At 57.3% G+C, this 14,467-nt stretch carries 12 protein-coding genes and 1 pseudogene; 4 read left to right on the top strand and 9 right to left on the bottom strand.

Annotated elements, in window-relative coordinates; translation table 11 throughout:
- Window positions 1–94: 94 nt before the first annotated feature.
- The 3 genes from IYW40_RS22070 to IYW40_RS09050 all read right to left on the bottom strand — a co-directional run bounded on the left by IYW40_RS22070 (window position 95) and on the right by IYW40_RS09050 (window position 3,385).
- Complete coding sequence (locus tag IYW40_RS22070) at window positions 95–466, bottom strand: transposase (RefSeq protein ID WP_196399007.1); 372 nt, start codon at window positions 464–466, stop codon at window positions 95–97.
- Window positions 467–532: 66 nt separating this feature from the next.
- Window positions 533–2,755: a polysaccharide biosynthesis tyrosine autokinase gene (locus IYW40_RS09055; protein ID WP_196400329.1), complete on the bottom strand. Its 2,223-nt coding sequence runs from the start codon at window positions 2,753–2,755 to the stop codon at window positions 533–535.
- A gap of 54 nt (window positions 2,756–2,809) precedes the next feature.
- A complete protein-coding gene (locus IYW40_RS09050; RefSeq protein WP_196400328.1) occupies window positions 2,810–3,385 on the bottom strand; it encodes a polysaccharide biosynthesis/export family protein in 576 nt (191 codons plus the stop codon).
- 963 nt (window positions 3,386–4,348) lie between these two features.
- Here IYW40_RS09050 and IYW40_RS21760 point away from each other — a divergent pair.
- Window positions 4,349–4,654, top strand: a pseudogene (locus IYW40_RS21760) (Fic/DOC family N-terminal domain-containing protein); the annotation flags it as partial.
- A gap of 497 nt (window positions 4,655–5,151) precedes the next feature.
- Window positions 5,152–5,274, top strand: coding sequence for a hypothetical protein (locus IYW40_RS22065; protein ID WP_281432872.1), 123 nt, complete (start codon window positions 5,152–5,154; stop codon window positions 5,272–5,274).
- Window positions 5,275–5,507: 233 nt separating this feature from the next.
- Here IYW40_RS22065 and IYW40_RS09045 read toward each other — a convergent pair whose 3' ends face one another.
- Window positions 5,508–7,043 (bottom strand): sugar transferase, encoded by a 1,536-nt coding sequence (locus tag IYW40_RS09045; RefSeq protein ID WP_196400327.1) that lies wholly within the window; start codon window positions 7,041–7,043, stop codon window positions 5,508–5,510.
- A 1,276-nt stretch (window positions 7,044–8,319) separates the two neighbouring features.
- Between IYW40_RS09045 and IYW40_RS09040 the strand changes: the two genes are divergently transcribed.
- Entirely contained in the window at window positions 8,320–9,297 is a 978-nt protein-coding gene (locus IYW40_RS09040; RefSeq protein WP_196400326.1) for an AAA family ATPase, read from the top strand.
- A 287-nt stretch (window positions 9,298–9,584) separates the two neighbouring features.
- Here the strand turns inward: IYW40_RS09040 and dinB are convergent, their stop codons facing one another.
- A complete protein-coding gene (dinB, locus tag IYW40_RS09035) occupies window positions 9,585–10,625 on the bottom strand; it encodes a DNA polymerase IV (protein ID WP_246720736.1) in 1,041 nt (346 codons plus the stop codon).
- A 608-nt stretch (window positions 10,626–11,233) separates the two neighbouring features.
- Here dinB and IYW40_RS09030 point away from each other — a divergent pair.
- Window positions 11,234–11,686 carry an OsmC family protein gene (locus IYW40_RS09030; RefSeq protein ID WP_196400324.1) on the top strand — a complete coding sequence of 151 codons (453 nt, stop codon included), beginning with the start codon at window positions 11,234–11,236 and terminating at the stop codon, window positions 11,684–11,686.
- An 8-nt stretch (window positions 11,687–11,694) separates the two neighbouring features.
- On the opposite strand, the gene IYW40_RS09025 is transcribed toward IYW40_RS09030, so the two are convergent.
- The 4 genes from IYW40_RS09025 to IYW40_RS09010 all read right to left on the bottom strand — a co-directional run bounded on the left by IYW40_RS09025 (window position 11,695) and on the right by IYW40_RS09010 (window position 14,193).
- Window positions 11,695–12,642, bottom strand: a complete 948-nt coding sequence (locus IYW40_RS09025; RefSeq protein ID WP_196400323.1) for a 2Fe-2S iron-sulfur cluster binding domain-containing protein — start codon at window positions 12,640–12,642, stop codon at window positions 11,695–11,697.
- A 4-nt stretch (window positions 12,643–12,646) separates the two neighbouring features.
- A complete protein-coding gene (locus tag IYW40_RS09020; RefSeq protein WP_124740550.1) occupies window positions 12,647–13,012 on the bottom strand; it encodes a group 1 truncated hemoglobin in 366 nt (121 codons plus the stop codon).
- Between the two features lie 216 nt (window positions 13,013–13,228).
- The gene (locus IYW40_RS09015; RefSeq protein WP_196400322.1) at window positions 13,229–13,474 is read right to left on the bottom strand and encodes a hypothetical protein; all 246 of its coding nucleotides are present in this window, start codon (window positions 13,472–13,474) and stop codon (window positions 13,229–13,231) included.
- A 2-nt stretch (window positions 13,475–13,476) separates the two neighbouring features.
- Window positions 13,477–14,193 carry an RNA polymerase sigma factor gene (locus tag IYW40_RS09010; protein ID WP_246720732.1) on the bottom strand — a complete coding sequence of 239 codons (717 nt, stop codon included), beginning with the start codon at window positions 14,191–14,193 and terminating at the stop codon, window positions 13,477–13,479.
- Between the last annotated feature and the right edge of the window lie 274 nt (window positions 14,194–14,467).

The raw sequence follows: 14,467 nt of genomic DNA, 5'->3' as shown, positions 1-14,467 counted from the left end.
GTCTCCTGAACGATCAGCGCCAGGCTCGCATAGCCCTTGCGCATGTCGGTCTGGCCGGTGACGAGCCAGACCCGTGCGTCCGCCGAGACCGGGATCATCGCCGCAACGCCTTGACCACGCGCGCCAAGGCCGACGCGTCGACATCCGCGCCGACCACGATTCTCTCGCCCATGGAAAGCATGATCTCCATTCGGCCGATGGTCCCGGGCGCCGATGAAAGCGCCATGGCCGGCGTCGACGTGATCGTCACCGGTAAAACCGCAGGCTGCTCGCTCGCATCGCCGGCCGCGAACCGCCGCCGCCAAGTGAACAGCAGATTCGCGTTGAGGCCATAGCGCCGCGCGACCTCCGCCACCGACGCTCCTTCCTCCAAGCTCTCCGCGACAATGCGGCGCTTCGCGTCGTTCTTCCAATAGCGCCGCCGGCCCCCGGAACCCGCAGCCTCGTCTTTTTCCGCCTCGGTCATCGGAGATAGTGTCCATCATCGATAGTGGACACGATCCCCGCGCCACGCGCACGACTATCGCCGCCGTCAGCCCCAATCGCCAGACGGCCCTCGGCGGAGGCTTACCGCGGTTCTGGCGTCGAACTTGGTCAAGATTACGCCAATTGGCCGCGATCGCGCCTGCGCCAATCGTTTTAGAGCGGTGCGCACTCCGCTGGTGCGCGCCTGCCCGCCGGCGACTACGAATAACGTCGCGCTCGCTATGTTGGAGAGGACAAGCGTATCCGCCATCCCCGCAACCGGCGGACCGTCGATGACGATAAGGTCAAAAGCTTGTCCGCAGGCAGTCAGAAGCGACGCGAAGCGAGGCCCATTGAGCAGTTCCACCGGATTTGGCGGGATAGGGCCGGCAGTAAGGTAATAAAATTTTGAACCTTCAACTATTTCATTCTCATCGTGCCGAATAGCGTCACGCATTTCGCAGTTGCGCGTGAGAAAGTTCGACAGACCGATGCCGTTATCGAGGCCGAGTGTCTTGTGCAGAGAGGGGCGGCGAAGGTCGGCGTCGATCAGCAACACCTTGAGGCCAGTTGCGGCAAATTGCCGCGCGACGCCCTGAGCCGTGCTCGACTTGCCTTCCGAAGGCGCCGCGCTTGTGATCAGTAACGATTTTGGTAGACCGGCTTCGGTCGAAAACTGGAGCGCTGTGCATGTCGAGCGATAGGCTTCGGCGATGGCGGACCGCCGATCGGCGAATTGCGCCGCAAGTTGGTCAGGGTTCTTAACCAAAGGAATGACGCCAAGGATCGGCAATCCAGTTGCCTGCTCCGCCTCCACCATTGAATAGATTTTGTCGTCGAAATGTTCGCGCGCAAAAGCGATGCCTATGCCGCACATTAGCCCGAGCGCCAATGCGAGCGCCAATGATCTGGTTTTCTTAGGAGCACTTGGATTCTCCGGCAGTTCTGCCGCGTCCACAATGAATACATTGTTTGACCCCGCGCCGCTCGCCACATCGACTTCCTTGTAGCGCTGCAACAGATTTTCGTAAAGCGCGCGCGTTGTATCGACTTCGCGTCGTAACTGATTATACTGAATGCTGCGTTTTTGAAGACTGAGCGTCTCGTTGCGTAGATCCTCTACTCTTCGCTTCATTTCGTTTTCTTGATTAAGTGACGCTTCATATGCTGATTTGAGCGAATTTTTAATCGTTTTGATCTCAAAGCTGAGTTGGCGAGCAATCTCTTTCAGACGGTTCCGCAGCTTCACCATGTCCGGGTAGTCTGAACGGAACATCTCAGATTTTTCTTGTAGTTCCGTCGACAACTCGTTGCTTCGCGCGCGAAGCTCTTCAATGCCCTTATTGGTCAATATTTGGGGAAGATCGAAACCTGTCGCGCTCTCCACCTGGCGCCATTGCTGTTCATTTTTGATCCGCTCCGCCACGATGCCGCCAAGGGCTGAATTCGCAGCGGCGAGATTGTTCTCGGCGATCGACGCCTTATCCGCCGTAACGACGATCCGCTCTTTTTCTGCGAAAGAAAGCTGCGTCTTCTCAGCCTCTTCCAGACGACGCTTGAGCTGTTGCAACTGATCTTCGAGGAATAATTTCGCCGAAGCATTAGCCTGAAACCGTTTGTCGAGACTCGCCGCGATGAAGCCTTCGCCAAAGGCGTTAGCAACTCTCTGCGCTCGCATCGGATCGGTGTCGGTGAAGCTGATATCCACCAACCGTGAGCCCGGCACGGGCTTTACCTCGCGGGAGCTCATGATCGCCCCCACAGCTTGGCGTTCTAGCTCTAGGTGCTCGGCGGGCGAAGGCTCTGAAGCGTCCTCAGCTCTGGTGTCCATCGAACTGCTTTTGTTTTTCAAATCTCGTGAATAATGGCTGAGCGCCGCCACGCGCTCCGCAAGGCTGCGGCTGAGCAGCAACTCATATTGCGTTTTGTAGAATTCGATATCGCTGCCCTCTGCCGGCATCACATTGCCGCTTTCAACGATTTTGGCGACGTTACGATCAATTTGCAGCCGAATCGTCGCTGTGTAGAGCCGCGTCGCAAGCAACACCTGCAATAGCCCGAGCACGAAAAACACGCCCGTCACCGTGACAATGAGCAGCTTGTGCTTGTTAATAATCCGTAGATAATTACGTAAATCAATACCCGCTTCTACTGGCGACGCGTCGTAATAGTAGCCACTACTTTCGCGAGACGGATCAATCGCATTTATAGGGTAGGATCGACGCTCCGCCACCGACTGGCTCGCAGGTTCGTCTTCCGGCAAAAATTGATCTTCGTGATCGTCCGTCATGTTTTTTCTACTGGCTTTTTTCTTCTACTGGCTTTCGGGACCTTCTCTCAGGCGTCAAAATAGTAAAGTCATGGGGCTCGCAAGCGGGGTCAGCCTGAGGATAGTCTGCAGCCCATGTTTCGCGGCGGAGTCGTCGACGACAATGACGTCGCCCGCAAATACGCTAGGATCCGGGCTTCCATCGCGAATAGTGTCAAGATCATAGCGTATCACAGTCGGGGCTTCGCCGACCGTGCGAAAGATCACGGCGTTGCTCGACGAAACCGTCCGATCCAGACCGCCTGCTTTTGCGAGCACCTGCATAAGCGTTTCACGCCCGCGTAACGGAAAAACGCCGGGGGTTTTCACGGCGCCTTCGACAGTGACGCGTTGGCTGTTATATTCCTTCACGAAGACCGTGACTTGCGCTGACTTCGTATAGCGGGTGTTGAGACGCGCGGCGATTTCGCGCTCGAGCTGCGAGGGGCTCTTGCCGGCGGCGGTCATCTGACCAGCTAGAGGCAAATTGAGCGTGCCGTCTTCAGCGACCTGCAATGTCTTGGAGAGGTCCGGCGCCTGGAACACCGCGACATCCAAGACGTCCTGCGGTCCGACCAGATAGCCAGACGCGCCCGGAGTCGAGTTCGCCACAAATTTGGTTGCCGTCCGCGTAATTTCCGCCTGGTCGTGGTTCGCGGGTCTTGAAAAGCTCGCCGGATCGCCCGCTGTGTCCGCACAGGCGCTTAAAAGCGCGAGGGACGTGAGGCCTGAAAGGATGAGCCCCCATCTTCCGCAATCGCTGCAGTCGCCGCGCACGCCCACTCGAAGTTCCTCGCGCGGGCCGCCCGTTTCTCGCTCTCTCCTTGATGAAAAAATCGAAAAACTCATTGTTGGTTCCATGCCCAAACGCGTCAAAAGCCCCACTTAGCGTTAGCTCAGCCTTCGTGGAGTGAATTCAGCGGCGACCGTGCATCTAAACTACGGCGGAAGTTTGCCTTTCCGATGCCTTGGCAGTCGATAGGGATTGAATTGGCCAATTGCAAATATGCAAAATATTGCAGCGGCGGACAATTGAGTTCATTGTTGATTCAAGGCTGAGGCGTTCTCGCCTCTGGCGTTGTGGAAGACGAAGTTTTTTGGAACGATGCAAGAGCGCTCACCGCCCTTTGAATCCGCCGTGGAACCGTTTTCAAAGCTCTTTCTCAGCACACGGTGCGAAGCCTGTGATGATGGACGGTCGCGACGTCCCGACGCCAACTAGCCTGCCGTGATGCGCATGCGTTTGCCGCGCGGCATACCTTTCGCGAGCGGACTCAATCGCGATGATCATGGGCGAATTTTGCGATGCTCTCGACAGGGTTCCTGCAAATCATCCCTTACGGGCCGTCCAACGCGGAAAATATTTCACGTCCTCTTTCTCTGCACCGGCGACAAGGCCTCGATTAGTTGCTGGAGAGTCGTTTGCACCTGTTCTTGAAACGGCAAATCTCTTCAGGCGGATTTGCGCCGTGCGGGCATCGAACCATGGGCATGGGTCGTCAATAACAGCGCGGCTGCGGCGCGTCCGCGCTCGCCCCTCTTCAAGCGCCCAAAGCCGCCCGCCTCGGCAGCTATGTGGAAACGCCCGTCGGCGGGGAAGTCGTGCGCGCCTTCGTCCCCATCCCCTGCAGCCAAGCCCGGGAACCGACCTCTGTCCCTTCTCGGTCGCCCGAGCGCCGTGGAGCGGGCGCTGGTCCGGCTCGATGGCGCTTCGGTCCTGCTGCCGCGGCGGGAGCTTTTTCTCCTCTATATGTATGTGCGCAAGGAGGCCGTTCTTTCCTCCGAATCGAGGGCACGTCGTCGACCCTCGCCGACCTCCTACGGTTCGAGACTGAGGCGCAATCCGGCCAGCCCATGGACGACATTCGAGAAGTCTCGAACTAATGGCGCGGCTATCGCCCTCTCGAAGACGAACCGGAGCCACGCCCCCTTCTGACGCCTCATCTTGGCGCTCGAAGCGCCGTCGAGTTGATTGCGTAAGGACTGACGCTCACCGAACGTCGCAACGCTTTCGAATTCTATCGCGACCATCCCGGCGAGCTCTATACGTCCCAGATCGGTTCCGCCTGGCGTACGCGCTCCGGTTCAAAGGTCAATCACCGCGCCCTCACCGCTGCGATTCGACAGTCGGGACTTCCTCAACGCCAAGAAGCTGGCTGAGACGCAATTGCTTTTGGCCAGCGGACATCGGATCGCCTTCGCCGGCGGAGTTGATTGCAATGATCATCTGCGATGCTCTCGATAAGGTCCACGTCAAGCATCCTAGAGAGACGCACGGATCGCGCCTGCTCGGCGGATAATCCCAAAGTTCCCCATGTCGCGCTCAAGCGGACTGGAGCCGTCACAATCAGTTTGCGCCCTTTAAACGCATTGATGTGTTGCTCGAAACGGCACCGATCGGCGTGATCGCCTTCCCCGGCTCGTGGATTGTCGAGAAGCTCGCCGACAAGGCGCGCAAGATGGGAATTCCGGTCTGGCGGTTTGACGTTGCACCGCCGTGAGCGCCGTCAATTGCGGGTAGCGGGTCTTTCTTGCGCTGCCTTAGGAATTGTGGAGCGCGCGAGAGTTGCCGGCCGGCAACGTTTGTCGCGCAGCAATTTATTTGTTTACGAATCGGGTCGATCACAACTGGATGTTCCGTTCGACGCCGGCGTTGAACCATCCCGCAATCCGCAGACCGGCTTCTTGGTAAAAGCGTATGACGTCCCCTGACAGGTTCGAGCTGCTACATTCTTCAGTACCGAGAACGCGCCTCAAGCAAGGTCTCTGGCGCGAGCTGCTCGGCCTGGACGAGCCTCTTCACGGTCGCGTTCTCGTCGCGCCAGCGCATCGCCTGTTGCAAAATGCGATCATTTACCTTCTCGCCGCCCTGGACCGCGAACAAGAACGTGTCCACCACGATCTTGAGATCCAGCCATAGCGAGGCATGATGGATGTACCAAATGTCCAGCGCATCTTTTTCGTCAGGCGTCACGATTGTTCCGCCGTTGAGCTGCGCCCATCCAGTAATGCCTGGCCGCGCCAAGAGGCGCCGACGCGGATCGCTCGGCTGGTCGTGAGGGAGGAGCGGACGTGGGCCAATGAGCGACATATCGCCAATCAGCACGTTCAACAGTTGTGGAATTTCATCGAGTCGCGCGGCGCGGATTGCACGGCCAATTCTGGAGAGACGCTGGTCTTCCGGAATCTTTCTGCCTTGCCGATCGTAAGGCGCGTGGTACGTGCGGAACTTGTAGAGGAGAAACCTACGCCCATTTTGGCCGATTCTCTGTTGCCAAAAAATGATTGGCGCTCCGACATCGACGAGAACCAAATATGCGGCCATTAACGTCAGCGGCATAAGCGCTAGGAGCAGTGCGCCGGCTCCTACGAGATCGATAACACGCTTCAACTTGAAATAACCGCCGAGTTTCATCGCGTCATCGGCATCGCTACGCCAGGCACCGGAAGCGCGAACGATCGAAGGCGCTAAATTCAACGCCTCGGAGATTCGCGTAAACTTAAGCCCTCGCTCCCCACATTGCTCGCTCACCCTCTCTAAAGAGTCATCGGACAAACTCGTAACGTCATCCGAGAGCCAGACCTCATCGATCTCAATGCCGTGTACGCCATATTCGTCCACGATGGCTTCGAAATCTTCGACCAGTCCAACGATCTTTACCCCAGCGATAGCGCGTCCGATTAAAGCGTCCCGCGGATCAAGTGCGGCGACGACCTGGGTCGTCCGCGGACGCTGATGCTCCAGCAACTTTATCGTCAACGCCGAAAAGCGATCGGCTCCAATCAGGACGATGCGGCGTAAGTCTTGCGGCGTTGCAATGGCGCAGCGCTTTGCTTTGTGCGCATTGAGATTCTGATGATAAACTCTCGCGATCGCCCGATCGACAATCAAGCCAGCGCCCAGGACCAGTCCGCAAATGAGCGGCGTAGAGCGCGGCACGCCATCGAGGCGAGTCAAAACGAACAGGAAAAGGCTGCTGGAAGCGACCGTCGCTGCGACAGCGCCACAAACGGCGAAAGCGTCGTGAACGGAAAACAGATGGTTCATTCCATCGCTGATCCGGAACACTAAGAAGGCGGGGATCGCACAGATGATTGTGACAAGCACATATAGATAGCTCGCAGGAATGCCTTCCGTTAAATCGCGAGCGTCGAGAAAGTTCGGATCGCGCAGCGCCAAAGCGATGATTGGGGCTGTAATCGCCCAGAAAACATCAAGCGGCGCCAGTTTCGAAAAGCCTGCCTTAGACGTGGGAACGTGCATGCGCATGATAAGCTTTCCGTCAAATATGCAACTTTATCGCTCACTTAATATGCCTCAATTGCGGCAAAACGGTGCACGCCGATCGAACCGCCTGATCCATTTATGATCCCGATTGGTTACCGGTAAGCGAATTTCTAATGCGCTCTGACGCCCAAGTGGCGCCTTTGCATCGCCGCCCCAGCAGCAAGCCCTTGAGGGGAGAGGTAGGCGGCGCAGGGAAGAGATCAGCGGCGCTGTCCATAAGCCCAGGCACGGGCGCTGTTGGACGGACGCGGCGGCGTCGCACATAGTTAAAGTCAGACGCGTCACGATCGTCACATTCACTGCCCGGCGGGGGCGCTCTCTTACATTCGTGCGCGCAATCCGCCGGGGCGCGGCGCAGGTCTCATAGACCTCGGGCGACTAACGCCCTGTTAAGCGTGATCGGAGGCCTTACGATTGCGCGGCGTTGAGTCGCAACGACCGACGAGATCTCTAACGCGAGGCGAACTCACGGTCCGCTTCTACGTGGGCGACCCGGCGTCTCTGAAGCTCTGGCGGCCCCAAAAATAAATGCCCACGCACAAAAAGCGGCCGCCAACCACAACGCCATGACCGGATGGCCAAGTGCAAAAATCCGGAGAACGATAGCCGCTACAGCCGCAAGCGCTGACGCCACGAAAGCGAGCCTGCCGACGTCCAGCGTCCTGCCTCGTGGAAAGGCGGGCCTTGTCGTGAGGAGGAACCTTTCTGCGAGCGCCATTTTCTTCTTTCCTTGTCGGCCTCTTGCGAGCGGCTCCCGCGTCAATCGGAGCGCATATACGACACGCAACTTGTGCCTCACTGAAAACGCGCAACAGGCCTCAAGGTTCCCGCTGCGATCCAGGGGCAGGCGCTATGCCCAAGAACATGACTAATGAAGCCGTTCGCGAAACAATCGCTGTCGCGTTTGAACGTCGCGGAGCGGACGCCTTATCGAGGCCTACCCCAATCAGCGCAGGTTCGACTGCACGACGGCAATCCCGTTATTGCGCTGCACTCGGTCGAGGGCCTCAGGCGCGGGAAGCCTGGCAGCATGCGGATATTGAGCGGAATTGGCCGGCCGGCGCCGTGCGAAAGCTTCCGAAAATGCGAGAAAGTCGCCCACTTGGGCCGGGACCGACATTTAATTGCGGGGGCAATCCAAGCCCTGCTGCATTTCAAGAAGCGGGGTCCACGTCATAGCTCCGTTGCCTGCGGCAGCAACGCTAGCAGTCACGGGGAAAACCATTGCTGCGCACGCGAAATTGCTATAGCTTGACCATTGTTCACCTATTTTTTGCGCTGCGGTGCTGGACGGCTGCGAAGCCTCTCCTATGGGCAGCGCAATGCCGCCAAGGTCGCGCCTGTGCCAACCGGAACCGCAGTGGCAATTCCAACCAAAGAAGATTTTCGCGCTAGAATACATACTGTCGTAAAAACATTTACCCCTGGAACACCTGTTTCTTCCCTAGCAGAACTGGTTGGCCGCGAAGCCAGCTTACGTGAACTGCTCAATATCGTTGCGAGTCCGGGAGAGCATGCATTCATCGCCAGCGCACGAGGAACCGGCAAAACGTCGTTGGTCAGCTGCTTTTTAGACTGTGCGAGCGGAGCAGCCCCTCAAATCACATGCGTTCGCACGAACTGTGAAAACTCAAGTTTTAAGGCAATCTGGAGTAAGGTTTTAAGAAGAATCCTAGCACGTCTGGGAATGGCGTCGACGCAATTTGATAAGGTAGATATCTCGGATCTTGACGTGGAATTCGAATTGGTCAGCGTGAAAACGCCATTATTGATTGTATTAGATGACTTTGATGAAATATTAAATCATACAGAGCTCGCACAGTTTGCTACATTGATGAAGGTAGTCTCCGACAATGCTATGGACATTAGCTTTATAATGGTTGGTTCGCCGGGAGCCGCAACACTCTTCAAGAGAACCTACATACTTATTCAAAGACATTTGCGAATAATTACCTTGAACAGGCTTCAACCAGTAAAAGCACAGGAAATCCTGGTGAGTCGCTGGCGACGGTGCGGACTCGAGATAATGGACGATGCTATGTCCCTCGCTGTGGAACTAAGTTGCGGGCTCCCTTATTACTGCCAGGTAATCGGCAAGTATGCCGCTCTATTGGCTTTGTCTCAGAACAGAAGTGTAATAACCGTAGCAGACGTTGCCGGAGCTTCGAGTCACATGGACGAACATATCCTTTTAATGAGCGCAATCAGCTCAAAAACAGGCCTTGAACAAACGTAGTGATTAGAGCGGATTCATTTTATAACGGCCCGTAACGAGCGGCATTGAAAAATTTACGCACTCGCTTGGGCGAAAGCCAGAAACAAGGCGCGAATCTATCGCAGGGCGTCGACGGCTCGCCCCGACGTGGGTGGCTTGGACCCCGTCGGCTCCGGTCGGCGTGATTCTTGTTTCATAGCCCATCTCTGAACGCAAAACTTCGTACAGGTCGCAATAATGCCGAAACGGCGGATATCGAGAGCTTCTTAAGCGAATTCGCCCTAACATCGGGCGTGATTTGGCTTGCGCTAAATGCTCAGGCTGAATTGCTCGTCGCGCCCCGATTGCTCTTCACTGAGAGACGATAGCGTTACGCCCAACAGCCGGATTCCCATTGTCGCCGGGAACAGGGGACCGAGCAGAGCGAAGACGAGCTGAGCAAGTTCCGCTTGTGTTGCAATCGACGCGGCGCCCGTGCGGCTGCGCGTGATCTGGCGGAAATCGGCATATTTCACCTTCAATGTGACGGTGCGCCCACGTATTCCCGCGCTCTCGGAGTAGCGCCAGACTTTTTCGATGATCGGCTGGAGCGCGGCGCGCGCCGCTGCGATGGAGAAGAGATCCTCGACAAAGGTGTTTTCGGCGCCCATCGACTTGCGCACGCGGTCAGGGCGGACCGGCCTGTCGTCGACGCCCCGCGAAATCCAATAGTGGTACGGCCCCGATTTCCCGAAATGGTGCTGAAGGAAAGCAAGCGTCTGCGCTCTGAGGTCGAGCCCGGTTTCGATCCCAAGCCGGTTCATCTTCGTCGTCGTTGCCGGCCCGACGCCATGGAATTTCCCGACCTGAAGGGCCCCGACAAAGGCAGGCCCCATCTTCGGCGTGAGGACGAAGAGGCCGTCGGGCTTCCTGTAATCGGAGGCGAGCTTGGCCAGGAATTTGTTATAGGAAACACCCGCCGAAGCGGTAAGGCCGGTCTCAGTGTGAATTCTTGCCCGTATGTCCTCGGCGATCTGTGTCGCGGAGGCGATCCTCTTTAGGTTCTCGGTCACATCGAGATAGGCCTCGTCCAGCGACAGCGGCTCGATGATCGGCGTGTATTCGGCGAAAATCGAACGAATCTGCCGCGACACATCCTTGTAGACGTCGAAGCGCGGCTTCATAAAAATAAGCTCGGGGCAGTTTCGCTTCGCGGTGACCGACGGCATGGCGGAGCGCACGCCGAACTTTCGCGCTTCGTAGCTTGCCGCCGCAACGACGCCGCGCTCCCGCGATCCGCCGACGGCGACCGGCTTGCCGCGCAGCTCCGGATTGTCGCGCTGTTCGACGGAGGCGTAGAAGGCGTCCATATCGATGTGGATGATCTTGCGTTGCTGAGGAGGTGCGACGGCGATGTCGCTATCTCGCCTTTCGACGTTGCTCTTTTCCGAGTCTAAAATTTCGTTCGGCGTCAGCATGATCGTCAGGCCGCGAGGCCTCCCTCGTCTTTCTTCCCGCCCCTCGCAACAATCCCGAGAGCGTCATCGGCAAGCGGTCGCTAGGCCTGACCGCGTCGTCGAGAGGCATTGTCATCCAGAGGTCGATTTCCTCGCGCGTCGTCAAGATAACGGGCCACGCCCTTGGGTGAATCGAACCAACCACATTGTTCGGCACGGTGGCTAGAAAAGCAAAGACGTCACGCGCAACGCAGGAACGACGCGCGGCTTTGGCGGTTCGTAATTTGAATCCATCAGGGGCTGGATAGATCGCGTTCTGCAAGATCCAACCCACACGCAGCGGATCGCTTCTGTTCGCCAGGGGGTTCGAGCGCTCTGCAAGAGCCGTCCAATCCAATGAGCCACTGGGAATGTTTCTCATCTAAAGACTGAACCATATAGGCAGTCAGGCGTGGCCTCCGCGCTCAACGGGCATCCAGGTTGCGTTGAAGGAAGACATGCGTAAGACGAGGGAGGTCACAATGTCCGAACACAAAGCCACGATCAAATGGGCGCGCAATGGCGCCGATTTCGGCTACAAGAATTACAGCCGCGACCATATCTGGCGGTTCGATAGCGGCGTCGAGACGCCAGCTTCCGCCGCGCCCGCCTATCTGGGCAATCCACAGCGCGTCGATCCAGAGGCGGCTTTTGTCGCGGCGCTGTCGAGCTGCCATATGCTGACCTTTCTGGCGCTGGCGTCGAACAAGGGCTTCGTTGTCGACAGCTATCAGGACAACGCCGTCGGGCGCCTTGAAAAGAACGCCAGCGGCAAGCTCGCCCTCACGCACATCGAATTGCGCCCGAGAATTATTTGCAGTGGGGACAAGCAGCCGACGCAGGCAGATCTCGAATGGCTACACGATAAGGCGCACCGAGAATGCTTCATTGCCAACTCCGTGACGACAGAAGTCAAGGTCATACCCGTTGAATGACAGGATCGTTACCCCGACGGCGTGAACGCATCCGATCGGATGTTTTTCATGCTGGCTCCGCGCATGAAGAAATCACGCTTCAACCGTTTCACCAGATTTTCGCCGCCACATAGAAAAATTGCGCTGTCCTTGACGTCTTGCTCGGCGTGCAGGGCTGTCGCCGCAACGTCTCCTCCGGCCGGAGCATCTGGATCAAGCAGGCATGGTCGGTAGTCGACATGCGCCCGCGTCCGGCTCAGCGCTTTCAGCTCTTCATCAAGATAGAGACCGTCACGGCTGCGTGCGCCGTGGTAAAGACGGATTGGACCGAGATGGCCCCGCTTCAGAGCGTCTCGCAACACGCCATAGAGTGGCGCGAGACCCGTACCGGCGCCGATCAGCAGCAGACGCTGATCCTGGTGAACGCCTTCGTAAAAACATGTCCCGGACGGACCCGCGACATGCAAGCGGTCGCCCGGCTTGAATTCTCCAAGCCGTCGGCTCATTCGGCCATTTTCATGCAGTCGGATATGCATCTCAAGAAATGGATCGTCCTCGGGATGGCTCGCGAGCGAGTAATGACGTCTTAAATCGCCATCCGCGACAAGTTCGAGGAACTGACCTGGCCGATACGCAAAATCATCTGCGTCGACACGCAGTCGGATCACATCCGGCGCGAGCGGCTCAATCGCTCGAATGACTGCATCCCGACGCGCTCCGACATCGTCCGGCCGCGTAATCGTCAGCGGCGACGTCGGCAAACAGACACAGGGAAGAAAAAAGCCGAGCGCCTTCTGACCCTCTGTCAAGCCAACTTGAGACTCTGGCGGAGGAACGCCTTCGACCACGCGATGCAGACACGTCTGACAATTGCCGGACCGGCACGACGAAGGCGCGTCGATGCCGGCGCGCTCCAGCGCTTCAAGCACAGTTTCACCTGGCCTGAGTTCGACCGAACGATCCTCGAACGTCAGCATCGGATCAACGGTTCAATACGTCATCACGAACGGAATTTGCAATCGCCGCGACTTCCTTAACCTCTTTTTCCGGCACGCCAAGGTCACGGAGCGTGTAGTTCAGATTTTCGATTACCGCGTCGACATGCGAATCATTGAGGCCCTTCGCAACAAGACGCTTGTGCGCATTGCGCATGTCGGCTCCCGTGTAATTATTTGGGCCCCCAAACGCCATGGTCAGGAATGATTTCTGTTTGGCGATTTGCTGATCGATGTCGACGCCATCAAAAAACTGCGCGATGCGACCGTCCGCAAGAACCTTGCGATAAAAAAGCTCAACTGCCGCATTAACGGCGTTCTCGCCCCCGAGGCGCTCGTAGAGATTTGACATGCCTTGCGTTCTCCCTTTTGCCGACCTTAGCGAGCCAACTTTTTCGGCTCGGACGTCTCTTAGACGCCGCGGCGTGGAGAATCTTACCTGGACCGGCGAGATTTTTTCGCTCGGAGAAATGCCTCCCGCAGGAAATTCAAATCATATAAGAAAAGCGTGACGAAATTCGTTCTGTCGCCGCTGACTCGATCGATAAGCCCGGGGACGAGCGCCCGCTCACGCGCGATCCGCTGCCTTTTCGGCGCGCACAAGCGCCAGCAATCCGAGATACACCTCTTCGCATTCGGAACATTGATGCATGTGGTGACGAACCTCGGGGAGGGTGGCGGCGGCGTCCAAGCCGGAGGCTTCCAACTCGGCGTAGCGCGGTAGACTATCGAAATAATCCGTACACGACATCTCTTCCCCGCTTTTGGCGGCGAAGATCGTATCGAGCAGGCGGGCAAATTCCTTTTGTTTCATTCCTAGCTTCCGGACTCAACCGTATTTGAGACGCTCTGAGACGGGAAAATCTTACCATCATCGCTGAGATAAGTTTTGCGCTGGGGCGAGTCGAACGTAGCTATGATATCCTGATGCGTAACGCCTTCGGAAAGTAGCGCGGCCTTGAGGCGTTTTCGTGCATCATGAATAAGCTTGTAGATGCTATTGCGATTGCCGCCGAGCCACTCGGCGACAAGATCAAGCGGCATGCCCTGAAAAGCGTGAGCAACAAGCGCTTTTCGCTGGAGTGGCGTCAAAGAACTCTCGATAAGGCGGACCAACAAAGCCCACGCTTGTCGCCGTTCCAGACTACGCTCGGGTTCTGGAGCATCAGTCGGCCAGACCGGCATATCTTCGCCAAGACGCGCACGATTCACTGCCGCCTTCCGCCAGCGCCGTCGCCGAAGCTCCCCAAGAGTGACGCGAACAGCGATCGAATAGGCCCACGTCGTAAATTTGCTCTCGCCACGAAATTGTTCGAGTTTCGACTGGATGAGGATAATGGCCTCCTGGGCGCAGTCCTCCGCCGTTTGATGCAAATCTTGGCCGAGCCATGAACCTCCGGGCGTTTCATTTCGCGAGAGAAATTTGATGATCGCACCGAGCAAAAGCTCACGCAGCTCAGCCAGCGCAACGGCCTGACTCTGATCGCCTGCCCGTAGGGCCAATAACCACTCGGAGTTTGATCGTTCTCTCATTTCGCGGTACGCGTGTCAGACGGGAAAACGGCTTGCACGCAAAGGTTAGCATCAACATCGAAGCGACGCTATCCATCGAGCCTTCGATGTTTGGAGGGCCCTCTCCGGTCGGAAGAGATTTGGATCGGTGCGAGGCTAAAGCGCACAACGATATCGCGGGTGTAGACAGTGCGTAGCTTATGCGAGGAGACGAGCGCACCGCGCGCTTTCTAGAGCACGCGCAGCCCTCTAAGCACCGGTATTTAAGGCGAGCTACTCTCTGAGCGCCGGACGT

This window comes from Methylocystis sp. H4A (assembly GCF_015709545.1).
In the GTDB taxonomy this organism is placed as follows: Bacteria; Pseudomonadota; Alphaproteobacteria; order Rhizobiales; family Beijerinckiaceae; genus Methylocystis; species Methylocystis silviterrae.
Note: the sequence above shows the minus strand (reverse complement) of the source record. Positions and strands in the feature narration are given on the sequence as shown.